Raw genomic sequence first — 20,305 nt, 5'->3', positions numbered from 1 at the left:
CAGCGCGGTCGCGGTCCGGTTTCCGCCCGCTTCTCCCCTTTACCGCGCCTTGCGTCCGCTTCCGGCCGTTCCCGCTCGCTCTCGTCTACTTCTGTCCTCTCATGACCCCGGATCGCGTCGGGTGTACGGCCGACCGGCGCGTGGCTCTGTCGGATTGCGGTACGGCATGTCACTATCCGTCCCTACTTCGAGGAGAGGAGGCCGGTCGGGTGAGGCGGGACGGAAGAGGGAGGGGTACGGGCGTCGCCGCGGCCGCCGCGCTCGTCTGCGCGCTGGGAACGTCGGCCGCGCCCGGCCCGGCGTACGCGGCGCCCGGCGAACCGGAGCCGGCCCGGGGCCGCGCCGGCGGCACCGCGTCCGGCGCCGGGCGGCTGGAGGAGGTCCGCTCGCACGTGGACCGCCTCTACCGGCAAGCGGAATCAGCCACCGACGCGTACAACCTCGCGCGGGAGAAACAGACGCGCCAGGAGAAGTCGATCCTGGGGATCGCGCGGGCCGTGGTGAGGACACGGAAGGAGATGGCCGGGCTGCGGGAGCGCGCCGGGGCGCTGGCGCGGGCCCAGTACCGCGGCGGCGGGATGCCGGCCGAGGCACGGCTGCTGCTGGGCGGCGACCCCGGCGGCTTCCTCGACGACTTCGCTCTCGCGCGCAAGGGCGAGAAGGCGGCCCGCGGGCTGATGAACCGGCTGGAGCACACCCGGACGGCGCTCGACCGCTACGCCGACTCCGCCTCCCGCGAGTGGGAACGGCTCGACCGCAGCCGGGCGCGCAAGGCGGCCGCCAAGAAGGAGATCACCGAAAAGCTCGCCCGGGCCCGGCGGCTGGAATCGCGGCTGGAGGCCACGGAGCGGGACCGGCTGCGGCAGCTCCAGGAGGAGCGGGACCGGGCGTCCCAGGCGAAGTGGCTCAAGACCGGCATACTGCGGGAGGTCGGCGGACGCTCCAGCTCGGTGGGGCGGCGCGCGATCGACTTCGCGACGGCCCAGATCGGCAAGGCGTACGTTTGGGGCGCCGTGGGCCCGGACGCCTACGACTGCTCGGGGCTGACCCAGCGGGCCTGGGCCTCGGCCGGGCGAGTCATCCCGCGGACCTCGCAGGAGCAGTGGCGGCTGCTGCCGAAGGTGGACACCGCGCGCATGCGCCCCGGTGACCTGGTCATCTACTTCAAGGACGCCAGCCATGTGGGGATCTACGTGGGCGACGGCGCGATCGTCCACGCCCCGCGCCCGGGCCGTCAGATCACCTTGGCCGGGGCGGGTTCGATGCCGATCCTGGGCGTGGTGCGCCCGGACGCCACCTGATTCGGGCCGATTTCACGCCAAGGGCGCGATTCGGCTGGTATGTCCGCCTCGCCCCGGTGTGGTTGGGGCGTGAATCGCACCATCCGTGTTCGGTTCCACAAATGGGCGACGAGTTCGCGTGACCTTTGTCATTCGGTCCCCTGTCCGGATTCCGCCAAGTCGCCCAGGGCGTAGGGCATATGACAAAAGTGGAGTCCGAGAGGTCATTCCACGGGGCCCGGACCGAGCGCTAAAGTCGGCTGGCAGTATCCGGCTTCCACGCCCTGAAACCGACCAGTCGGTGTGTGAGCCGGTTCGTGCGGTCCGCCGGTCGGCGGCGGGCGCCGCGCCCTCGGGGGGAGGGAAGGAATCGAGCGATGTCCGTACCCGTGCCGAGGCAGCGGGAGGCACTGGCCACCGAGGCCCGGCCGGCCGCCCTGCCCGACAGCGGGCTCACCCTGCTGGTGATCGAGGACGATCCGGCCGGCGCCTTCAACATCCCCGAGATGCTGGACACCGAGGGCAACCGGGTCCGTATCCGTACGGCCCGTAACCTCACCGAGGCCGCCCGGCTGCTCACCGACGGGGTGCAGTGCATCCTGCTCGACCTGGCCCTGCCCGGCCCCGAGCACGAGGCGGAGGACGCGCTCGACACGCTGCGCTCCGTACTGAAGCTCGCGCCCACCCAGGCCGTCCTCGTCCTCACCGCCGAGGACGACGCCGAGCGCGCCGCCGAGGCGGTCCGGGTCGGGGCGCAGGACTTCCTCTTCCGCGACGAGCTGGACGGCCGCATCCTCAGCCGCGCCATCCGGTACGCGGTCGAGCGAAAACGCTCCGACCTCGCCCAGCGCCAGCTCACCGAGTCCCGGCTGCGCGCCCAGGAGAACGCCCGGCTGGAGCGCGGGCTCCTGCCCACCCCGCTGCTCCAGGGTTCCGGACTGCACTTCGCCGCCCGCTACCGGCCCGGCCGCAGCCGGGCCCTGCTCGGCGGCGACTTCTACGACACCGTCCGCACCCCGGACGGCACCGTGCACGCGATGATCGGCGACGTCTGCGGCCACGGCCCCGACGAGGCCGCCCTCGGCGTGGAGCTGCGGATCGCCTGGCGCGCCCTGACCTTCGCCGGGCTCTGCGGCGACCAGCTGCTCGGCACCCTCCAGCAGGTGCTGGAGAACGAACGCCCGGACGACGAGATCTTCGCGACCCTGTGCACCGTCGACATCGCCCCGGACGGCCGCCGGGCCGGGGTCTGCCTCGCCGGGCACCCCTCGCCGCTGGCGGTGCGGCCCGGAATGGCGCCCCGGCTGCTGCCCACGGACGAGAACGGCCCCGCGCTCGGCCTGCTGCCGAACGCCCGCTGGCCGCGCCGCCAGGTCGAGCTGGGCGGCGCCTGGAGCCTGATGATGTACACCGACGGGCTGATCGAGGGCCGCGTCGGGGCCGGGGTGCAGCGGCTCGGTCAGGAGGGGATGGTCGAGATCGTCGCCCGCCAGATGGCGACCGGGCTGCGCGGCGAGGAGCTGCTGGACGCCACGGTCACCGAGGTGCGGGCGCTGAACGGCGGCGAGCTGACCGACGACCTCGCGGTGCTCCTGCTCGACCGCTGCTGAGGCCGCTGAGGCCGCTTAAGGGGTGCCGCTCGCGCCCCCGAGCGCGCTACCGGCCGCCGTTGTAGGGCCCGTACGGACCGTCGGAGCTGGAGCCGCGCCCCCGTGGCCAGCCACGGCCGCCGCCGGAGATCTGCCGCACCGCCGGGCGTACGTCGACCATGTACACGATCGTCGCGATCAGCCCGATGATCGGCAGGAAGCTCATGATGCCCATGAAGAAGTTCACCAGGGCCGCGAGCCCCAGGATGATCATCCAGAACCACTTGTTCTGCTTGTCCGCGGCCCGGTAGGCGTCCTCGCGGCGGATCGCGGAGTCGACGAAGGCGAACAGGCTGAAGAGGAGAAGGCCCCAGGAGACCCAGTACAGCAACTCGCCGAAACCTTGCACCAGCACGCTGTCCACCGCCTAGAAGAGACACTAAGAGAGTAGAGGGATGAGCGTTACGGGCCACCGTACCCGCTGACGGGGCCGGGCACGCCGTCGCGTACCCGGCCCCTGCGCTCGCGGTGGCGCCCGTCCGTCAGCTGTTCGGCTTCGAGTCGGGCTTCTTCACGGGGGCGGGCTTGCGGGCCGGGGCCTTCTTCGCCGGGGTGGCCGGCTTGGCCGAGGCCTTCGGCGTCTCCTTGGCGGAGTCCACCGCGACCGGCCGCGCCGGCGCCTTCGGCGCGCTCTTCTCCTCGTGGGGCTCGATCGCGGAGGCGATGTCGACGACCTCGTCGGCCGCCTCGCCGCGCCAGGTCTTCACGACCTCCTGGCCGTGCTCGGCGACCTCGTCGTACCGCTCCCGCGCCTTGACGGCCAGCTCGGCGGCGCGGCCGACGCCCTGCAGGGCGAGGTCCTGCGCCGAGTCACGGAGCCGCTTGAGGTCGGTGTCCAGGGAACCCAGCACCTCGTTGAGCTTGCCCTGGGCGCCCTTCGCCTGCTGGGTGACCCGGTCCTGGACGGCCTTCGGGTCGGTGTTGCGCACCGCGTTGAAGCGCTCGGGGGCCTCCGCGACGATCTTCTCGACCAGCGTCGGCACCTCCTTGAGCTTCTGGGCCGCGAGGTCGGCCGTGCCCGCCACGAAGTAGAGCGGGGTCGGGTCGGTGAGGGTCTTGCGTACGTCGTCGGTGATGGCCATGGCTGCTGGTCCTCCCGGATCAGTTCGAGGGTGTGGCGACGTCGGCGTCGGCGGTGGGGGTGTCGTCCGAGGCGGTCCCGTCCGCGTCGGTCCCGTGTCCGTTCTCCTTGCGGAAGGACTCGTAGATCTGGAGCAGCACCTGCTTCTGCCGCTCGTTGATCGTGGGATCGGCGAGTATCACGCTGCGCACCTCGGTTTCGTCCCGATCGCGCTCATCGAGGATCCCCGCCTGGACGTACAGGGTCTCGGCGGATATCCGCAGCGCCTTCGCGAGCTGCTGCAGGATCTCGGCGCTCGGCTTGCGCAGCCCGCGCTCGATCTGGCTGAGGTACGGATTGGACACCCCGGCGGCGTCGGCCAGCTGCCGCAGCGAGAGCTGGGCGCTGCGCCGCTGCTCCCGCAGGAAGTCGCCGAGGTTGCCGACGTTCAGTGATGCCATGCCTTCGATGCTGCACCAGGAGTGCTAACTTTTGCAAGCAAGGTGCTTGCAGGAGTGGCGCGTGCCACCCATGCTCGATGAGCTGAGCGCGATAGGTGTCGTATGTGCGGGACGTCTGTCGTGCGAGTTGCGTCCCGGCCCTCCAGTGGAACTCTGGCGGCGGTCCGCCGTCGAGGCGCCCGCCCGCGCCGGTGAGTCACCCTGGGTGCGCTCCGGTGCGGGAGGCGACGCGGAAAAAGGAGAACGATTAATCGTTTTTGGTGTATCTTGGAGGTATGCCGAAAGTGAGTCAGCAGTACCGGGACGCCCGCCGCGCCGAGATCCTCGCCGCCGCCAGGCGCTGCTTCGTGCGTGACGGCTTCCATGGCACGTCCATGCAGGATCTGCTGGCCGAGGTGGGCCTGTCCTCGGGGGCGGTCTACCGGTACTTTCCCGGCAAGCAGGACATGATCATCGCCATCGCCGAGGAGAACCTCGCGGAGGTGACAGGCGAGGTCCGCCGGATGACCGCAGCCGAGCCCGCCGTCAGCATCGGCGAGCTGCTCGCCCGCATCTTCCAGATGATCAAGGCGAAGCACGAGGAAGACGGCTTCGCCGCCATCGCCCTGCTGGTGTGGGCGGAGTGCCTGCGCGACCCGGCCCTCGCCGAGCGGATCAAGGGCACGCTCACCGACGTGACCGCGGAACTGGCGGGCATAGTCCGGGAGCGCCAGGAGAGCGGCGGCCTCCCCGCCGAGATCCCCGCCGGTCAGCTGACCCAGGTGATCGTCGCGAGTGTCCCGGGCTACATCCTGCAACTGGCCACGCTCGGCCCTGCGGTGGTGGAAGGGCTTCCGGGCGCCGTCCGCGCTCTGTGGCCGGACTGACAGCACAGCAGCCTCGGCCACGGTGCGCGCGTTGCTGTCGAGGTTGCGGTGCGTCAGCCGGCACCTTCGGGGCTCCCGTCGTCCCCGACGTGGAGAGGATGACGGCGGTGTCCGTAATGCCGCGCGCAGCCGGTGCGGTCGGCGGCTCGCCCGCGAGCCCTTCCGGCCCCGTCGCTCTCACGGTCACGCTGGGGATGCCGATCGCGGTGGCAGCCCCGTGCACGGCGCTGCCACCGCCGTCCCAGCCGTAGGCCAGGGGCCACAGCCCGTGCCGCCGAGTCCATGTGGGATGGTCGAGCACCTGGTCGTCCAGTCGGACCGCGGGCCGGACGCCGTGGATGCGGGCGGCTGCCGCGAGATCGGCGGCGAGATTCGGCATGGCCTCACACATCGCGGTCGAGGCATGCGTCGAACGTGGTGACCGGGGCGACCCGTTCCTTGCTGACGACGACGTCGATCAAGGCCGGGCGTTCGCCGGCGATCGCGCCCTTGAGCGCGTTCCGGAAGTCGTCCGCGGAGTCGACCCGGGCGGTGAACAGGCCATAGGTGCTTGCGACACCGGCGTGGTCAACGTCGATGAAGTCGCAGACCTCCTTCACCACGTCGCCGCCGAGCGCGTGCTTGAACCCGACGTGCTCGTAGGCGAGGCTCGCGTTGTTCAGGACGATGGTCACGGCCGGTATGTCCAGCCGCATCGCGGTCTCCAGGTCTCCGACGTTGTAGCCGAAGCCGCCGTCGCCGACGAGCGCGAACGCGCGCCGGCCGGCCGGCGCCGCGAGTTGGGCACCGAGAACGGCGGGGAAGGCCCAGCCGAGCGTGCCGGCGGCCCGCAGGAAGGTCCGGCCCGGAGCGTGCACGGGGAACAGGGCGCCGCCCCAGGCCCCCATGAACCCCGTGTCCGCCACGAGCAGGTCGCGGTCGTCGGCGAGTTCGCGCAGGATCGCGACGATGGCCTCGGGCCGCACATGGCCGGCTGCGGGGCGGCGCGCCAGCACCTGAAACGCTGCCTGCCAGGTGTCGCACCGCGTCCGGACCCCCTCGCACCACGCGCGGCGCGTGCCGCGGTCCGGATTGTCCGGTTCCGCGGCCAGCGCCGCCGTCAGGGCCCGGCACGCCTCGCCGGCATCTGCGACCACGCCCGCCTGGACAGGCACGGTCGCACCGATGCGCTCGGCCGCGAGGTCGATCTGGACCACCTCGGCGTGGGGCGAGGGCAGTGTGTAGGTGTCGGTGGCGAGCGCGCCGAGGTCCGTGCCGATCGCCAGCACGAAGTCCGAGTCGCGCGCGATCTCGTTGGCGACCTTGGTCGAGTACCGCCCGGCCACGCCCACCGACAATGGATGGTTCTCGGCGATCGAGCCTTTGCCGCCGAGCGTCGTCAGGACGGGCACGGCCGCGGTCTCCGCGAGCGTGGTGAGGTCGGGCGCGGCACCGGCGAGCAGCACCCCGTTTCCGGCGAGGATCACCGGTTGCCGGCTGCGCGCCAGGCGGCTGACGACATCGTCCACGGCTGCGGCCGACGGAGCCGGGGGTGCCGGTGTGACGGCGGGCATGCGTCCGGCCGGGGTTCCCGCGGTCTCCTCCAGCAGGATGTCGCTCGGGATGTCGAGGTGCACGGGGCCGGGCGGGCCCGCGGCCGCGTTCCGCAAGGCCTGGGCGACGAGTTCGCCGGCCCGCTCGGCGCGAGTGACGCGAGCCTGCCACTTCGTGACCGGCTGGAACATCGGAGGCTGGTCCAGTTCCTGGTACTCGAACTTGTACTCCACTTTCGTCGATACGGTGCTGGTGAGGGCGACCACCGGGCTGCGCGCCCACCAGGCGTCCGCCAGCGCCGCCGCGACGTTCGCCGCGCCGGGCCCCCACTGCCCGTACACGACCGCGGGCTTGCCGGTCACGCGGGCGTAGGCGTCGGCCATCACGACCGACGCGGCTTCGCTGCGGACGAGGTGCATGGCGATGCCGTGATCCCGCAGCGCCCGCCACAGCAGCAGGTCGCCGCCGGTGACGAGGAAGATGCGGTCGATGCCGTTGTCCTTCAGAGCTCGGGCCACCGCGTATGCGGCTCTGACGGTGGCGGACGCGGGGGGTTGGCCTGACGCCGTACCCGTCTTCACTTCAGTCACAATCGTCCCTTTCTTGTGGTGCGCGCGGTGTCGGCTCGTTGTCGCGTCAGAGGCTGGGGGAGAGGGTCAGGCCCCGGGTCGTGACGTTCGGGAGTTGGCTCATTTCGGCGAACGCGCGCTGGTCGTGCGCGGGGACGACGATCAGATCGGGGATGCGCTGCATGACGGCCGCCATGCGCAGGATGTTCTGGCGGTTGCCCTCGGCGTCGAAGTCGCCCAGGCGCCTGATGAGGAAGGGGCGCTCCAGGCGGCGGGTGAGTCCCTCGCGCTGCCACACCAGATCACCTACCAGGGCGTAGCGCACCTGGTTCGGCAGAGTCACGAAGACGATGACGCTGCCCGGCGTGTGTCCGGGAGCGGGTACGCAGACGATCGAGCCGTCCCCGTACACGTCGTGGTGGCGCGGGAAGCCGAGGTAGGGGCCGCCCTCGAAGCCGAACTCCTGCCAGTTGAACGGCGTGTCCCGGAAGTAGCCGCGGAAGTTGCCGAACATCTCCGGGCTGTAGAACGCGGCGCGGTCGCGCGCGGAGACCAGGACCGGCAGGTCGGGGAAGTCGGGGATGCCGCTCATGTGGTCCCAGTGCGCGTGGGTGAGCAGGATGCCGGACAGCCGGCCGAAGTCGTAGTCGGCCGCCTCGAGTTGCTCGACGGCGGGCTTCCAGACCTGGTACTTGGTCATCCTCTGGAACAGGCGGGGCATCGTGGCGAACTGCCGGGCGATGTCGCGTCCGAAGCCGGAGTCGACCAGAAGGTCACCCTGGGGGTGCTTGATGAGCGCGGCGCCGATGTAGAAGTCCCGCCGGTCGAAGAGGGATCCGCCGCTGTACGCGTACGCGGCGACCCTGTTGTTGACGCCGGTGGGGACCGCGACCAGGTCCATGTCCGCCGGTGGTTTCGCCTCAGGGACCGGAGTCGACGGGGGCAGTGGGGCGGGCGGCGGAAGCGCCGGTGAGCCGAGCCGGCGGACCAGGCGCACGGCGGGCACCGCGGCCGCGGCCACGAGGGGCCATTTCTTCACGATGCGGACTCCTTGGCTGTCGTTGCTGTGTGGTGGCCGCTCAAGGAGGGAGCGGCCGCTTGAGGGGGCGCTGAGGCAGGTCTCCCGCGACCTATATAAAAAGCGAACGATCGTTGCTTTTATGGTCCACCCGTGCAGGGAGGCTGTCAAGGAGAGCGATCGATCGCTTTTCTGCTTGCGCGGTCGGTGGAGTCGATCTACTCTGGCCAAGAAAACGATCCATCGTTCGCTTTTATTGGGGTGACCCTATGCGACTCCCGTTGATCCCTCCGGACGAACTGACTCCCAGGCAGCGAGCCCTCTACGACGCCTTCGATGCGATGGTGCAGGCCGACGAATACACCGGCTTCGAAGTGCGCAACGCCGACGGTGCCTTCGTCGGGCCGTGGGGTGTGATGCTCCACTTCCCCGACCTGGCCCAGCCTCTCGGCCGGTTCATCGACCTTGCCCAGCAGATGTCCGGGCTCTCCGAGCGGGCCCGGCAGGTCGTCATCCTGACCCTCGGAGGGCGCTTCAACGTCGCCTACGAGATGTACGCGCACGCCGCACTGGCCTCACGGGCCGGGCTGCGACCGGACCAGGTGGCGGCGCTGTGCGCGGGCAGGCGCCCGAGCGACCTCACCGAGGAGGAGGTGCTCGCGGCGGACGTCGCCGGCGCCCTGCTCGACGGAGGTCCGTTGCCGGGACCGCTGTACACCGCCGTCGTCGAGAAGCTCGGGCAGGAAGCCTTCGACACGATGGTGTTCGTGACCATCCACTACCTGGCGATCAGCACCATCCTCAACGCCTACGACGTGCCGGCCGGAGGTCCGGTCGCGCCGGTCACCCACGCCGCCTGAAGTGCCGCGGTCTGGAGATGGCGGGACGTGAAGTGAGCAACGAGAAGAAGGAGCTTGCCATGTTCGACGACCCTGAGGACTTCGGGACCTTCGGCCGATACGTAGAGGTCCCGGTCGACGAGATGCCTCCGGAGATGCGCAGCGCCTACGAGTGCACCCTGAAACTGCGCGGTCTGGTGCCGGGTCCGCACAAGATCTGGCTGGCCAACCCGGCCCTGCTCAAGGCGATCGTGCCGACGGGAGCGTACTTCCAGAAGGACTCGTCGCTGTCGAAGGCGGAGATCGAGATCGTCACGAACGTCATCACCGGTCGCTGGCTCGCGGCCTACGCCAACTACGAGCACGAGAAGATCGGTGTGGCGCTGGGCGGTCTTGAGCCGTGCAAGGTCGAAGCCCTGATCGCCGGCCTGCCGACCTCCTTCGATGACCCTCGGCAGCAACTCGTCTACGAACTCGCGTCAACCCTCGCCCAGCCTCGCGTGGTTCCGGTCGGCCTCTTCAAGCGAGCCCAGGAGACCATCGGCGACAAGGGCATCGTCGACCTGACCGTGCTGATGGGCTGGTTCACCGGCGTGTCGCTGACCCTGGCCGCGTTCGACGTTCCGTCGAACGCGGTCGGCCTGAAGCAGTAGGCCGCAGCAAGGCTTTTCCATGGTTCCCACCGTCGCCGAAATGCTGGAACTGGATGCCGTCCGGCTGGGCAGTCCGGTCGTGCTGGCCGGGCACCGCGGACTGGCGGCGGAGGTGCGCTCGGCGCATGTGAGCGCACTGGCCGACATCGCGGGAAGCTTCAAGGTTGCGCCTGTCACCTGTGGGACCCTTTCGAGGCTCTCGAGCCCATGCAGCCGCACCGTCGCCGGCAACGGGCCCGAACCAGGCCGGTGCCGCTGCCCCCGCCGCCAGGTGAAACCCCGCATCGGGCCGCGACTCGCCACCGGAATCCGTCCCAGGTGACGAACCGGGCCCGTCAGCTCGTCCCCGGTGTACCTCCACGCCGCAGCCCACCGGTCCGCCCAGCCGTCGGACTGGTCCAGGGCACCCCGCCCCGCATTCAGCTGCTGCGGCGCAACAACCGCCCGGAGATGATGAAGCACCTGGGCGGGCCGGAGACCGAGGAGCAGCTGCTGGCGCGGCATCGGCGCTATGCGGGGCTGCCCGGGCGGGGTGAGGGCCGGATGTACCGGATCGTGCCGGCGCGGGAGGCCGAGGTGGTGGGCGCGATCGGCTTCTGGGAGCGGGAGTGGCGCGGGGAGACCGTGTACGAGACGGGCTGGGGCGTGCTGCCGCCGTATCAGGACCGGGGGATCACGGTCGCGGCCGCCCGGGAGGTGGCGCGGGCCGCGGCCGCTGAGGGCGTCCACCGAAGGCTGCACGCCTATCCGTCCGTCGGCCACCCCGCGTCGAACGGGGTGTGCCGCAAGGCCGGGTTCACGCTGCTCGGCGAGTGTGACGTCGAGTATCCACCCGGCTCCCTCATGCGGTGCAACGACTGGCGGCTGGAGCTGCGTAGTGCACCGCCAGGCCGGAGTGGCCCGGCATGACGTCGGGGCGCAGCACCAGATTCTCGTCGTAGTCCCCGCCGTTCTGGCGGCGGAAGGGGATCGGGTCGGCGGTCGGCAGGGCGGCGAGCCGCTCCCGCAGCGCGGCGGCGTAGCCCCGGTACTCCTCGGCGGAGAGCCGGTCCGCGCCGTAGACGACGTGCGGCGGCAGGACGGACATGCCGCTGTACCAGAGCGTCCCGTGCTGGAGGGGGAACAGCAGATGCTCGATGTCGCCGTTGACGCCGCGCGGACCGGCCGCGGCCTCGGGGGTGCCGGCGGTGAGCAGGACCATGGCGCGCTTTCCGGCCAGCTTGCCGTCCCCGTAGCGCAGGGTGCGGCCGTCGGGGCCGGTGACGCCGAAGGCGAAGCCCTTCACGAAGACGCGGTCGAACCAGCCCTTGAGGATGGCGGGCATCCCGTACCACCACAGCGGGAACTGGACGATCAGCGCATCGGCCCAGGCGATCTTCTCCTGCTCGGCGCGGATGTCCTCGCTCAGCGTCCCGGCGGCGTAGGCGTCGTGCGAGGAGGCGCCGACGACCAGGCGTTCGCCGCCGTCATGCCGGAAGTCGGCGCCGTCCACGACCGGGTTCCAGCGCATGGCGTAGAGGTCGGACACCCGGCACTCATGGCCCAGCTCCCGCAGGGCGCGCAGGCCCTCGTCGCGCAGGGAGCCGCTCAGCGAGCGCGGTTCGGGGTGGGCGAATATCCACAGCACGTTCATACCGGCCAGCGTCGCAACGTGCCCGCCGGGCGACGAGTGGCCGGATGGCCAGGATGTGTGAGGATCTGGCCACCGCGCTCCGGGGGCCCAGGGTGGGCTCAGGTTCCGTACGGGCGGGCCGCGCGGGCGGCGCGGAGGGCTTCGGCCCACCAGGAGAGCTGGTCGAGCATGGCCGTGGCGGCGGTGTCGGGGCCCGTGGGGTCGGTGGGGCGGCCGTCCGGGCCGAAGGCGTCCCAGGCGCCGTGGAAGCTGACCGTGTCGCGCACGGTGACCGCGTGGACCTCGGCGAAGACGGGCCGCAGGTGCTCGACCGCGCGCAGGCCGCCCGAGATGCCGCCGTAGGAGACGAAGCCGACGGGCTTCGCCTGCCACTGGCTGTGGTGCCAGTCGATCGCGTTCTTCAGCGGGGCGGGGTAGCTGTGGTTGTACTCGGGGGTGACGACGGCGAACGCGTCCGCCGCGTCCAGGCGGGGCGTCACGGCCTCCAGGGCCTTGGCCTCCTCGGGGCCGGGCCGGTGGGTGAGGGAGGCCGGGAGCGGGGTGTCGGCCAGGTCGACGACGTCCACGCTCATGTCCTCGCGCAGCGCGGCGCGGCCGGTGAACCAGTTGGCGACCTTGGGTCCGAAGCGGCCCTCGCGGGTGCTGCCGACGATGACGGCGAGACGGATGGGGGCGCCGGTGGAGACGGCGGTTGCGGTAGTCATGGGAAGAGACTCGGACTTAAACAAAGGTTGAAGTCAAGCTACCCTCGGCAGCATGACGCACCTCACCTGGAAGACCCATGAACTGACGGTCGGCGAGCTGGCCCAGCGCAGCGGAGTCCCCGCCTCCGCGCTGCGGTTCTACGAGCGCGAGGGGCTCATCCACAGCCGCCGCACCTCCGGCAACCAGCGCCGGTACACCCGCGACACGCTCCGCCGGGTGGCCTTCGTGCGCTCCTCGCAGCGGGTCGGCATCCCGCTGTCAAGGATCCGGGAGGTGCTGTCGCTCTTCCCCGAGGACCACGTCCTGACCAAGGAGGACTGGGCGCGGATCTCCGAGTGCTGGCGCACGGACCTCAGCGAGCGCATCGAGCAGCTGGAGAACCTCCGTGACCATCTGACCGACTGCATCGGCTGCGGCTGTCTGTCGATCGACAAGTGCGCGCTGGCCAACCCCTACGACAAGCTGGGCGAGCAGGGCGCGGGCGCCCGGCGGCTGCTCAAGTCCTCCTGCTGAGCGCGGCCGGCAGCTCTTTCGTACGGCTCTGCTCCTCGGGGGTGCCGACCGGCGAGGTGACCAGCTCGGTGGCCCCGGCCTCGGCCAGCGCCCGCAGCGCGCGCTCCACGGTCGCCTCCTCGCCGAGCACGGCGGTGTCCGCCGGTCCCGCCGCGCCATCGCGGTCGAGTACCGCCCGATAGCTGGGAATCCGCTGGACCTGGGTGAACCGCTCGCTCAGCTCTGTCCGCCGGGCCTCGGGCTCCGCGGTCACTCCTGCGAGGAAGAAGGCGACGACGCGCGGCGCGGGCCGTCCCGCCCCCTCGGCGGCCCGGGTGAGGGTGGGCACGATGTGGCGGGCGACTGCGGTCGGGCCCGCCCAGACCGAGACGGTGCCGTCGGCCAGCTCTCCCGCGACCCGCAGCATCGACGGTCCCAGCGCGCCGACCAGCACCGGCGGCGCTTCGGCACCCGGGGCCGTCACCGAGCCGACCGCCCTCAGGGTCTCGCCCTCGTGACGGACGCTCTCGCCGCGCAGGAGCGGAACGAGAACGGACAGGTAGGAGCGCGGATGACGGGCGGGCCGGTCGAAGGAGTAGCCGAACTGGTCCTCGACGACGTGGCGGTGGCTCACCCCGACCCAAAGCGTCAGGCAGTTGCCGGTCGCCGCCTGGACGGTCAGCGCCTGCGCGGCCAGGGCCAGCGGGTGGCGGAGTACGTGGGGACCACGGAGGTGCCCCGGGCCAGGCCGGGCACCTGGGGGCCGAGAGCCGCGGCCGTGGTCGGTGCGTCCCGGCCGCCCTGTTCGGACAGCCAGCCGGTGGTCAGGCCCGTGCGCACGGCCTCGCGGGCCTCCTCCGCGACCGTGTCCAGGCGGGTGCCGAAAGCGTTCAGCAGCAGCCCGATCCGCATGCTCCTCAACGGCCTTCCGGGGCGATGTCGAGGACGGCCTTGCCCGGGATCCGGCGGCCGAGCAGGGCGTCCGCCGCTTCCTCCACCCGTTCCCAGGATCCGCGCCAGCCGACCTCGGCCGACAGCTCGCCGCGGGCGGCGAGGGAGACGAGGACCGCCAGGTCCGGGCCGGGGTGCGACATGTCCGCGAACGAGTGCAGCGACCTCGCGGGACCCGGGGAGTAGATGCTGTTGGGCGGGAAGACGGCGGGCTGGTCATGGGCTGCCCAGCCGATCTGCTGGAGCGTGCCGCCGGGGGCGAGGAGGTTCCAGGAGGCCACGAGGTGCGGCCCGCCCACGTTCTCCAGGACGACGTCCACGGGCTGGTCGACCGTGTCCAGGCCGATCACCACCTCGTCCGCGCCCAGCTCCTTCAGCCCCTCGCCGCGGGCGGCTCCGCCCACCGAGGCGATGACGTACGCACCGCCGCGCCGCGCCAGTTGGATCGCCGCCCGGCCCACCCCGCCGGACGCACCCGTGATCAGTACCCGCTTCCCCAGCACGCTGCCCGCCGCGCGCAGCGTCCGCAGGGCGGTGATGCCGACCACCGGGAGCGCGGCGGCGTCGGCCAGGGGGACGGCGTCGGGCACCTCGGCGAGGGCGTCGGTGGCGACGGCGATGCGTTCGGCCCAGGTGCCGTTGGAGAAGGCGACGACGCGTGTTCCGGCGGCGGGGCCGGAGCCGTCGGCCGCCGCGCGCAGCACGACTCCCGCCACGTCGTAGCCGAGCACGGCACCGATCGGCCGGTGCAGGGCCCAGCGCAGCTCTCCGTAGTTCATCGAGGCGTGGCGCACCTCGACCAGGGCCTCGCCGGGGCCGGGCTCGGGTTCGAGGACCTCCCCGAACCGCAGTGACCTGGGCGCTTCCGGATCGACGAGCAGCGCGCGTACGGCACTCATTGCTGACTCCCCACGAGAAGACAAGCGGACTGATAGTCCGCTTCCGTGGACGGATACTATGGGGACTCCTGGTCCGCTTACAACCCCCGCAGGGAGGTGTCGTGACGGAGGCCGGAGCAGAGCGTGCCGACGCCGCGCGCAATCGCCGGGCGATCCTGCGCGCCGCCGAGGAGTTGCTGACGACCTGCGGCGCCGAACCCGTCTCACTGGACCGGGTCGCGGCTGCCGCCGGGGTCGGCAAGGGGACCGTCTTCCGCCGATTCGGCAGCCGTACAGGGCTGTTTCAGGCGCTGCTGGCCGAGCGCGCGGCCCAGTTGCTCCACGACATCGACCAGCCCGGACCTCCGCTGGGTACCGACCTGCCGCCGTACGAACGGCTGATGGCCTTCCTCGACGCCCTCGCCGACCTCTCCCACCGTCATCTGTCCCTGATCGCCGCGCATGAACGCGCCTGCGGCGAGGGCAAGTTCGACGACCCCACCTACCAGGGGTGGCACGCCCATGTGCGCGATCTCATGCGGCAGATCCGGCCCGGCCTGGACGCCGACTTCCTGGCCCACATGCTGCTGGCCGCTTTCTACGGAGAGCTGGTGCGGCAGCTGACGGCGGACGGGGACTGGCCGCGCTACCGGCAGTCGGTGCGGGGCATGGCGGAACTGATGCTGGGCCCGCGGGACCCGTGACGCCTCAGAACATGTCGGGGCACCACGGGCGGCGCGGGGTGCGCAGCAGGGTGTCGGCCAGGGCGGCGGCTCCGGGGCGCTCCTCCTCGGCGCGGCCCAGGGCGGTGAGACGGACCATGGACTCGTCGCCCAGCCACACGGTGCCCAACGCGCCGATGTCCATGGCCAGATCGGCCGGGCGGGTGGTGGGGCCGCAGGTGGCGCCGTCCGGGCTCGCGTCCAGCAGGAAGCGGCCGCCCGCCAGCCCGGCCGGGTCGCGCAGATCGAGGACGAGGGAGCCGGACGCCGGGTACGTACGGGTCTCCAGCAGGACGGGTACGTCGAGCGGGCGCAGCCACAGGAAGTCGGCGTACGTGGTGGGGCGGGCCGCCCGCGGGTCGGCGAGGAGCAGGGGGAGCAGATCGTCCGGGGCGCGTCGGCCGGCGGCGATGTGCAGGACCCAGTCGATGGAGCACAGGAAGTGCCACAGCGCCCGCTCGGCGGCCGGGCTGACGCCGAAGAGGCTGAGGACGGTGGCGGTGTTGTGCGGCCGCTTGTTGCCCTCCCAGCGGTCGTCGACGGTGAAGGAGAGCAGGCCGTCGACCGAGCCCTCGGGGGAGCGGTAGAGGGCGTGGAACGGTTCGGCGGTCCAGCCGTCGCCCGGGAAGCGGAGCTGGCCGGTGTTGAGCCGCCACCAGCGCTCGGTGCGGTCGACGACGCCGTGTTGCCGGGCGCGCAGCCGCTCGTGCAGGGCGGGGCCCAGCTCCCGTATCTCGTCGGCGTCGGCGTAGTCGACCCGGCCGCCGTCCGTGGGTCCGGCGTAGCGCGGGTCGAGACCGGCGCGGGCGACGTCCACCATCCACTCGGTGACCCAGGTGGCCGGGCCGAAGCCGTACCGCCCGTAGATCGGGTACTCGGCGGCGAGCAGCGAGGCCACCGCGTCCCCCCGCTCCTTGGCCGCCCGCAGGTCGTGCTCCATCATCCGGCTGAGCAGGCCCCGGCGGCGGTGGGTGGGCGAGACGGTGACATTGGTGATCGCATCGGCCGGTACGTCGGCCCCGCCGACCGCCGTCAGCCGCTGCGCGAAGCTGCGGAAGGTGGCGACGCAGCGGTCTCCCTCGAACGCCCCCTGGGTGCGGTCCAGGTCGATGCTCGCCCGCCGCACCTCCAGCTCTTCCTTGGAGACGTCCGGCGACATCAGGAAGCCCACGTGCTTCGCGCGGATCCAGGCGGGGACGTCGGAGGCGTCGAGGGAAGTGCGGATGTGGGCGGTCATGCGGCCACGCTAGGCGGCCGCGGACACCGGGTGCACGCGAATATTTATCCCCAGCCTGTGGATATCCGGCGCGCGTTCCAGGAAGTGTTCTACGAGAGCAGGTCGTCGACCTGGGCCTCGCCCTCGCGGTACCGGCGGGCGATCTCGGCACTGCACCGGTCGGCGGTGCGCTGGAGTCCCTGCCGCCGCCGGGACACCTGCTGCTCGAACCCCTCCAGGCGGCCCATCGCGCCGTGCAGCTCCTCGTCCGTACGCGCCGGAAGGTCCGACAGGCCGACCTCGGCCAGCATCTCCTCGGCCAGCCGCTCGCACTCCGCGCTGTGCGGGGTGCCGAGCGTCACATGGCGGGCGGAGGTGCGGTGCCGGGACGGTACGTCCGCCAGGATCTCGGGCAGCAGCTCCACCAGCTCCACGGGCTCCGCCGACGGGCCGCCCGGCGTCATCGGGGGGCCCGGCGCGCGGCGGCGGGCCAGCTCGGCGCGGAGGATGTCGATCCGGCCGTGCAGCAGTCTGCGTACGTAGCTCAGGTCCGCCTCCTCGCGCTGCGCGGAGCGGCGCAGCGCGCGCAGCTCCGCCAGCCGCAGCCCGCCCATCGCGGCCGGAGCCGCCCCCGTCCCCGCTCCCGCCCCTGCCGCCGCCCCCGCCGCCGACGGCACGGCCTCGGCGTCGGCCAGCCGGCCGCCGCGCTGGCTCGGCGGCCGCGCCGGCAGCGGGCTCTCGGTGGCCATGGGCCGCTCGGTGCCCGGTGTGATCATGCTTGTCCGTCCCCTCCAGCGATGCGTCATTCCCGCAGTTCCTGCCCACCTGCACCGCCTGCACGCATCGTGCCACCCCGAATGGCCCCTGTGCAGCGGCCGTCCACCCGATCGGCCCCGATGGGCGCAGGGCATGATGGTGCGTATGCGTGCTGTGGTACAGAGAGTGGACGGGGCGAGCGTCGTCGTGGACGGCGAGACGACGGGGGAGATCGTCGGTCAGGGGCTGTGCGTCCTGGTAGGGGTGACGCACGACGACACCCCGGAGAAGGCGGCCCAGCTGGCCCGCAAGCTGTGGTCGGTGCGCATCCTGCCCGGCGAGAAGTCCTGCTCGGACCTGGGCGCCCCGCTGCTCGTCATCAGCCAGTTCACGCTGTACGGGGACGCCCGCAAGGGCCGCCGCCCCACCTGGAACGCGGCGGCGCCCGGCGATGTCGCCGAACCGCTGGTGGACGAGGTGGTGGCGCGGCTGCGGGAGCTGGGCGCCCAGGTGGAGACGGGCCGGTTCGGAGCGGACATGAAGGTCTCGCTCACGAACGACGGCCCGTTCACGGTGATCGTCGAGGTCTGAGGGACACGCCCTACGGCTCGACGACCGTCTCCTGCGAGGCGGCCGTGGTGTCCGCGATCAGCGCCGCGTCCACCGGTACGTTGCGCTTGACCAGCGCGAGCGCGATCGGGCCCAGCTCGTGGTGGCGGGCCGAGGAGGTGACGAAGCCGAGCTGGCGGCCCTCCTCGCCGTCCGCCGCGAGCCGTATGGGCGCGCCGTGGCCCGGCAGCTTCACCTCGCTGCCGTCGAGGTGCAGGAAGACCAGCCGCCGCGGCGGCTTGCCCAGGTTGTGCACCCGGGCGACCGTCTCCTGGCCGCGGTAGCACCCCTTCTGCAGATGGACGGCGGTACCGATCCAGCCCAGCTCGTGCGGGATCGTCCGGTGGTCGGTCTCCAGGCCGAGCCGCGGCCGGTGCGCCTCGACGCGCAGTGCCTCGTACGCCAGGACGCCGATCGGCGGGCCGCTCGCCGCCGCGAAGGACTCCAGGTCGGCGCGCGGCAGGAACAGGTCGCGGCCGTGCGCGGTCTCGCGGGCGACGGCGCCCTCGGGGGTCTCGGCGATGCTGCCGGCCGGGAGGTGGACGACCGCGTACTCCTCGGTGCGGTCGGCGATCTCGACCCGGTAGAAGAACTTCATGCTCTCCAGGTACGCGATCAGATCGCCCTGGCTGCCGGGCTCCACATGGGCCCAGGTGGTCTCGCCGTCGTCGACGAGGTAGAGCGCGTGTTCGATGTGGCCGTGCGCGGACAGGATCAGCGCCTCGGTGGCCTCACCGGCGGGAAGCTCGCTGACGTGCTGGGTGAGCAATAGATGCAGCCAGCTCAGCCGGTCGGCACCGGTGACCGTGACCACTCCGCGGTGCGAGAGGTCCACGAATCCGGTGCCGTCGGCGAGCGCGCGCTGCTCGCGGAACAGGTCGCCGTAGTGGGCGGCGACACCTTCGTCGGGGCCCTCGCCGGGGACGGCGCCGGGCAGCGACAGCAAAGGGCTCTTCATGCGCTTCACCCTACGACGTGGCCGCCCGGCCCCCGGCGGCGTCCTCCGCGGAGTCGGCGGCGGAACACCGGGCGCAGCGGCCGAAGATGGCGAAATGCTTCATGTCGGTGTCGAAGCCGAAGGACGCCCGCAGCTGCCGGGTGAAGGACTCGGCGACCGAGACGTCGGCCTCGATGACCTCCGTGCAGTCCCGGCACACCAGATGGAGGTGGTGGTGCCGGTCGGCCAGGTGGTACGTGGGGGCGCCGTGCCCGAGATGGGCATGGCTGACCAGGCCCAGCTCCTCCAGCAGCTCCAGCGTGCGGTAGACGGTGGAGATGTTCACCCCGCTCGCGGTGCGGCGCACCTCGGTGAGGATGTCGTCCGGAGTGGCGTGCTCCAGGCGGTCGACGGCTTCGAGCACGAGCTGGCGCTGCGGGGTCAGTCGGTAGCCGCGCTCCCGCAGATCGGTCTTCCAGTCGGTGGTCGCCACGGTGCCAGTGTAGGCGGCGCGGCACCGGGGCGCGGTCGTGCTCGGCCGGAGCGGCCGGGGAGCGGGGGCCTCAGCGGAAGAAGGCGATCCCGTCGTCCGGCAGGTCCTTGAGGTCCTTGGCCCACTCGCGCGGGTCGACGACCTTCTTCAGGTGCGCGGACATGTACGGGCGCAGCTCGACCTCGGGGGTGGCCTTCTCGCCGACCCACATCAGGTCGCTGTTGACGTAGCCGTACAGCCGCTTGCCGCCCGAGTACGGGCCCGAGGCGGAGGTGCGCGCCACGGCGTCGGTCGCCAGGTCGATCTGCGGCTTGCCGTCGGCCAGCTCGCCGTACCAGACCTCGACGACGCCCTGGTCGCGGATCATCACGACCTCGACCTTGCGGTCCTTGTCGATCCGCCAGTATCCGGACTCGGATTCCAGCGGGCGGACCTTCTTGCCCTCGGAGTCCAGCACCCAGGTGTGCGAGATGTACTCGATGAAGTCGCGGCCGTCGTGGGTGAAGGTCGCTTCCTGCCCGAAGTTGCACTTCTCGGCGCCGGGGAAGTCCGATACGCCGGCGCCTTCCCAGTTGCCCAGGAGGAAGGCCAGCGGCACCAGGTCCGGGTGGAGGTCGGAGGGAATCTCGATCATGGGTTCAGACGATCCGTCGCTAGGCGGGCTGGGGCGAGGGGGCGGGAGCGCTCAGCGCTGGCCCTGGTAGAGCTTCTTCCAGGTCAGCCCGACGAAACCGAGGCTGGCCACGATGACCAGGATCAACAGGGTGGTGAAGACTGCCTCAAGCACGAGCTGCTCCTCGTAAAGGATGACGGACCGCACCCGAGTGTAGTAGCCGGTCCCGGCCGCCGGTCCGGCGGGCGGCTCCGCGTCGTTCGGCGCGGCGGCATGCCCAGGGGGTGTCTTGCCGATCATGCCGGGCTCCCGACGCCGCTGTGACATCAGCCGCTGCCGCGGCGGGCGGCACCTCGCGGCCCCGCGCTCGTC

25 protein-coding genes are annotated in these 20,305 nt (G+C 71.8%); 9 read left to right on the top strand and 16 right to left on the bottom strand.

Features of this window, described 5'->3' with window-relative positions:
- The first annotated feature begins 209 nt into the window (after window positions 1–209).
- Both ABZ562_RS37735 and ABZ562_RS37730 read left to right on the top strand, forming a co-directional pair.
- Window positions 210–1,301 carry an NlpC/P60 family protein gene (locus ABZ562_RS37735; RefSeq protein ID WP_361488976.1) on the top strand — a complete coding sequence of 364 codons (1,092 nt, stop codon included), beginning with the start codon at window positions 210–212 and terminating at the stop codon, window positions 1,299–1,301.
- A 356-nt stretch (window positions 1,302–1,657) separates the two neighbouring features.
- The gene (locus tag ABZ562_RS37730) at window positions 1,658–2,890 is read left to right on the top strand and encodes a fused response regulator/phosphatase (protein WP_361488973.1); all 1,233 of its coding nucleotides are present in this window, start codon (window positions 1,658–1,660) and stop codon (window positions 2,888–2,890) included.
- Between the two features lie 46 nt (window positions 2,891–2,936).
- Here the strand turns inward: ABZ562_RS37730 and ABZ562_RS37725 are convergent, their stop codons facing one another.
- The 3 genes from ABZ562_RS37725 to ABZ562_RS37715 all read right to left on the bottom strand — a co-directional run bounded on the left by ABZ562_RS37725 (window position 2,937) and on the right by ABZ562_RS37715 (window position 4,450).
- Window positions 2,937–3,284 (bottom strand): DUF2516 family protein, encoded by a 348-nt coding sequence (locus ABZ562_RS37725; RefSeq protein ID WP_361488970.1) that lies wholly within the window; start codon window positions 3,282–3,284, stop codon window positions 2,937–2,939.
- Between the two features lie 127 nt (window positions 3,285–3,411).
- Window positions 3,412–4,011 carry a hypothetical protein gene (locus ABZ562_RS37720; RefSeq protein WP_361488967.1) on the bottom strand — a complete coding sequence of 200 codons (600 nt, stop codon included), beginning with the start codon at window positions 4,009–4,011 and terminating at the stop codon, window positions 3,412–3,414.
- A 19-nt stretch (window positions 4,012–4,030) separates the two neighbouring features.
- Entirely contained in the window at window positions 4,031–4,450 is a 420-nt protein-coding gene (locus tag ABZ562_RS37715; RefSeq protein WP_361488965.1) for a helix-turn-helix transcriptional regulator, read from the bottom strand.
- Between the two features lie 275 nt (window positions 4,451–4,725).
- Here ABZ562_RS37715 and ABZ562_RS37710 point away from each other — a divergent pair, with 275 nt between their 5' ends.
- Window positions 4,726–5,316 (top strand): TetR/AcrR family transcriptional regulator, encoded by a 591-nt coding sequence (locus ABZ562_RS37710; RefSeq protein WP_361488963.1) that lies wholly within the window; start codon window positions 4,726–4,728, stop codon window positions 5,314–5,316.
- Window positions 5,317–5,699: 383 nt separating this feature from the next.
- Here the strand turns inward: ABZ562_RS37710 and ABZ562_RS37705 are convergent, their stop codons facing one another.
- Window positions 5,700–7,367: a thiamine pyrophosphate-binding protein gene (locus ABZ562_RS37705; protein ID WP_361488961.1), complete on the bottom strand. Its 1,668-nt coding sequence runs from the start codon at window positions 7,365–7,367 to the stop codon at window positions 5,700–5,702.
- Between the two features lie 118 nt (window positions 7,368–7,485).
- Complete coding sequence (locus ABZ562_RS37700) at window positions 7,486–8,457, bottom strand: MBL fold metallo-hydrolase (protein WP_361488959.1); 972 nt, start codon at window positions 8,455–8,457, stop codon at window positions 7,486–7,488.
- A gap of 248 nt (window positions 8,458–8,705) precedes the next feature.
- On the opposite strand from ABZ562_RS37700, the gene ABZ562_RS37695 reads away from it, so the two are divergent.
- The 3 genes from ABZ562_RS37695 to ABZ562_RS37685 all read left to right on the top strand — a co-directional run bounded on the left by ABZ562_RS37695 (window position 8,706) and on the right by ABZ562_RS37685 (window position 10,837).
- Complete coding sequence (locus ABZ562_RS37695) at window positions 8,706–9,296, top strand: hypothetical protein (protein ID WP_361488956.1); 591 nt, start codon at window positions 8,706–8,708, stop codon at window positions 9,294–9,296.
- Between the two features lie 32 nt (window positions 9,297–9,328).
- Window positions 9,329–9,928: a carboxymuconolactone decarboxylase gene (locus ABZ562_RS37690; protein WP_361488954.1), complete on the top strand. Its 600-nt coding sequence runs from the start codon at window positions 9,329–9,331 to the stop codon at window positions 9,926–9,928.
- A 393-nt stretch (window positions 9,929–10,321) separates the two neighbouring features.
- The gene (locus ABZ562_RS37685; RefSeq protein ID WP_361489022.1) at window positions 10,322–10,837 is read left to right on the top strand and encodes a GNAT family N-acetyltransferase; all 516 of its coding nucleotides are present in this window, start codon (window positions 10,322–10,324) and stop codon (window positions 10,835–10,837) included.
- Here ABZ562_RS37685 and ABZ562_RS37680 read toward each other — a convergent pair.
- Together ABZ562_RS37680 and ABZ562_RS37675 are read right to left on the bottom strand one after the other, a co-directional pair.
- The gene (locus tag ABZ562_RS37680) at window positions 10,770–11,561 is read right to left on the bottom strand and encodes an NAD(P)H-dependent oxidoreductase (protein WP_361488951.1); all 792 of its coding nucleotides are present in this window, start codon (window positions 11,559–11,561) and stop codon (window positions 10,770–10,772) included. The two genes, ABZ562_RS37685 and ABZ562_RS37680, sit on opposite strands and share 68 nt — an antisense overlap.
- 98 nt (window positions 11,562–11,659) lie before the next feature.
- On the bottom strand, window positions 11,660–12,265 hold the full coding sequence (locus ABZ562_RS37675; RefSeq protein WP_361488949.1) for an NAD(P)H-dependent oxidoreductase: 606 nt from the start codon (window positions 12,263–12,265) through the stop codon (window positions 11,660–11,662).
- A gap of 52 nt (window positions 12,266–12,317) precedes the next feature.
- Between ABZ562_RS37675 and soxR the strand changes: the two genes are divergently transcribed.
- Window positions 12,318–12,779, top strand: a complete 462-nt coding sequence (soxR, locus tag ABZ562_RS37670; RefSeq protein WP_361488947.1) for a redox-sensitive transcriptional activator SoxR — start codon at window positions 12,318–12,320, stop codon at window positions 12,777–12,779.
- Here soxR and ABZ562_RS37665 read toward each other — a convergent pair.
- From ABZ562_RS37665 to ABZ562_RS37655, 3 genes are read right to left on the bottom strand one after another with little or no spacing between them, the layout of a single operon-like run.
- The gene (locus ABZ562_RS37665) at window positions 12,763–13,440 is read right to left on the bottom strand and encodes an LLM class flavin-dependent oxidoreductase (protein ID WP_361489020.1); all 678 of its coding nucleotides are present in this window, start codon (window positions 13,438–13,440) and stop codon (window positions 12,763–12,765) included. The genes soxR and ABZ562_RS37665 overlap by 17 nt on opposite strands.
- Entirely contained in the window at window positions 13,437–13,670 is a 234-nt protein-coding gene (locus ABZ562_RS37660) for a hypothetical protein (protein WP_361489027.1), read from the bottom strand. The genes ABZ562_RS37665 and ABZ562_RS37660 overlap by 4 nt, the downstream gene beginning before the upstream one ends.
- A 5-nt stretch (window positions 13,671–13,675) precedes the next feature.
- Complete coding sequence (locus ABZ562_RS37655) at window positions 13,676–14,608, bottom strand: zinc-binding dehydrogenase (RefSeq protein ID WP_361488944.1); 933 nt, start codon at window positions 14,606–14,608, stop codon at window positions 13,676–13,678.
- 101 nt (window positions 14,609–14,709) lie between these two features.
- On the opposite strand from ABZ562_RS37655, the gene ABZ562_RS37650 reads away from it, so the two are divergent.
- On the top strand, window positions 14,710–15,291 hold the full coding sequence (locus tag ABZ562_RS37650) for a TetR/AcrR family transcriptional regulator (protein WP_361488942.1): 582 nt from the start codon (window positions 14,710–14,712) through the stop codon (window positions 15,289–15,291).
- A 4-nt stretch (window positions 15,292–15,295) separates the two neighbouring features.
- Here the strand turns inward: ABZ562_RS37650 and ABZ562_RS37645 are convergent, their stop codons facing one another.
- Window positions 15,296–16,546 carry a GNAT family N-acetyltransferase gene (locus ABZ562_RS37645; protein ID WP_361488939.1) on the bottom strand — a complete coding sequence of 417 codons (1,251 nt, stop codon included), beginning with the start codon at window positions 16,544–16,546 and terminating at the stop codon, window positions 15,296–15,298.
- An 89-nt stretch (window positions 16,547–16,635) separates the two neighbouring features.
- Window positions 16,636–17,301 carry an ABC transporter substrate-binding protein gene (locus ABZ562_RS37640; RefSeq protein ID WP_361488937.1) on the bottom strand — a complete coding sequence of 222 codons (666 nt, stop codon included), beginning with the start codon at window positions 17,299–17,301 and terminating at the stop codon, window positions 16,636–16,638.
- Window positions 17,302–17,446: 145 nt separating this feature from the next.
- On the opposite strand from ABZ562_RS37640, the gene dtd reads away from it, so the two are divergent.
- Window positions 17,447–17,872: a D-aminoacyl-tRNA deacylase gene (dtd, locus tag ABZ562_RS37635; RefSeq protein WP_358631985.1), complete on the top strand. Its 426-nt coding sequence runs from the start codon at window positions 17,447–17,449 to the stop codon at window positions 17,870–17,872.
- Window positions 17,873–17,882: 10 nt separating this feature from the next.
- On the opposite strand, the gene ABZ562_RS37630 is transcribed toward dtd, so the two are convergent.
- From ABZ562_RS37630 to ABZ562_RS37615, 4 genes are all read right to left on the bottom strand, one after another.
- A complete protein-coding gene (locus ABZ562_RS37630) occupies window positions 17,883–18,848 on the bottom strand; it encodes a glycine cleavage T C-terminal barrel domain-containing protein (RefSeq protein ID WP_361488934.1) in 966 nt (321 codons plus the stop codon).
- A gap of 10 nt (window positions 18,849–18,858) precedes the next feature.
- Window positions 18,859–19,320: a transcriptional repressor gene (locus tag ABZ562_RS37625; protein WP_361488932.1), complete on the bottom strand. Its 462-nt coding sequence runs from the start codon at window positions 19,318–19,320 to the stop codon at window positions 18,859–18,861.
- Window positions 19,321–19,390: 70 nt separating this feature from the next.
- Window positions 19,391–19,954, bottom strand: a complete 564-nt coding sequence (locus ABZ562_RS37620) for an FABP family protein (RefSeq protein WP_055557284.1) — start codon at window positions 19,952–19,954, stop codon at window positions 19,391–19,393.
- Between the two features lie 51 nt (window positions 19,955–20,005).
- On the bottom strand, window positions 20,006–20,305 hold a 300-nt coding region (locus ABZ562_RS37615; protein ID WP_361489025.1), incomplete at its 5' end, for a hypothetical protein.

The organism is Streptomyces sp. NPDC019937 (assembly GCF_040631655.1).
Lineage (GTDB): Bacteria > Actinomycetota > Actinomycetes > Streptomycetales > Streptomycetaceae > Streptomyces.
The sequence above is the reverse complement of the archived record's forward strand: the minus strand, read 5'-3'. Positions and strand labels throughout refer to the sequence as shown.

Excerpts from the sequence above, each read along its gene's own strand:
- ABZ562_RS37730 (WP_361488973.1), top strand. The coding sequence starts at position 1,658 with ATGTCCGTACCCGTGCCGAGGCAGCGGGAGGCACTGGCCACCGAGGCC.
- ABZ562_RS37720 (WP_361488967.1), bottom strand. The coding sequence starts at position 4,011 with ATGGCCATCACCGACGACGTACGCAAGACCCTCACCGACCCGACCCCG.
- ABZ562_RS37715 (WP_361488965.1), bottom strand. The coding sequence starts at position 4,450 with ATGGCATCACTGAACGTCGGCAACCTCGGCGACTTCCTGCGGGAGCAG.
- ABZ562_RS37710 (WP_361488963.1), top strand. The coding sequence starts at position 4,726 with ATGCCGAAAGTGAGTCAGCAGTACCGGGACGCCCGCCGCGCCGAGATC.
- ABZ562_RS37695 (WP_361488956.1), top strand. The coding sequence starts at position 8,706 with ATGCGACTCCCGTTGATCCCTCCGGACGAACTGACTCCCAGGCAGCGA.
- ABZ562_RS37680 (WP_361488951.1), bottom strand. The coding sequence starts at position 11,561 with ATGAACGTGCTGTGGATATTCGCCCACCCCGAACCGCGCTCGCTGAGC.
- ABZ562_RS37675 (WP_361488949.1), bottom strand. The coding sequence starts at position 12,265 with ATGACTACCGCAACCGCCGTCTCCACCGGCGCCCCCATCCGTCTCGCC.
- soxR (WP_361488947.1), top strand. The coding sequence starts at position 12,318 with ATGACGCACCTCACCTGGAAGACCCATGAACTGACGGTCGGCGAGCTG.
- ABZ562_RS37660 (WP_361489027.1), bottom strand. The coding sequence starts at position 13,670 with ATGCGGATCGGGCTGCTGCTGAACGCTTTCGGCACCCGCCTGGACACG.
- ABZ562_RS37655 (WP_361488944.1), bottom strand. The coding sequence starts at position 14,608 with ATGAGTGCCGTACGCGCGCTGCTCGTCGATCCGGAAGCGCCCAGGTCA.
- ABZ562_RS37645 (WP_361488939.1), bottom strand. The coding sequence starts at position 16,546 with ATGACCGCCCACATCCGCACTTCCCTCGACGCCTCCGACGTCCCCGCC.
- ABZ562_RS37640 (WP_361488937.1), bottom strand. The coding sequence starts at position 17,301 with ATGATCACACCGGGCACCGAGCGGCCCATGGCCACCGAGAGCCCGCTG.
- dtd (WP_358631985.1), top strand. The coding sequence starts at position 17,447 with ATGCGTGCTGTGGTACAGAGAGTGGACGGGGCGAGCGTCGTCGTGGAC.
- ABZ562_RS37630 (WP_361488934.1), bottom strand. The coding sequence starts at position 18,848 with ATGAAGAGCCCTTTGCTGTCGCTGCCCGGCGCCGTCCCCGGCGAGGGC.
- ABZ562_RS37620 (WP_055557284.1), bottom strand. The coding sequence starts at position 19,954 with ATGATCGAGATTCCCTCCGACCTCCACCCGGACCTGGTGCCGCTGGCC.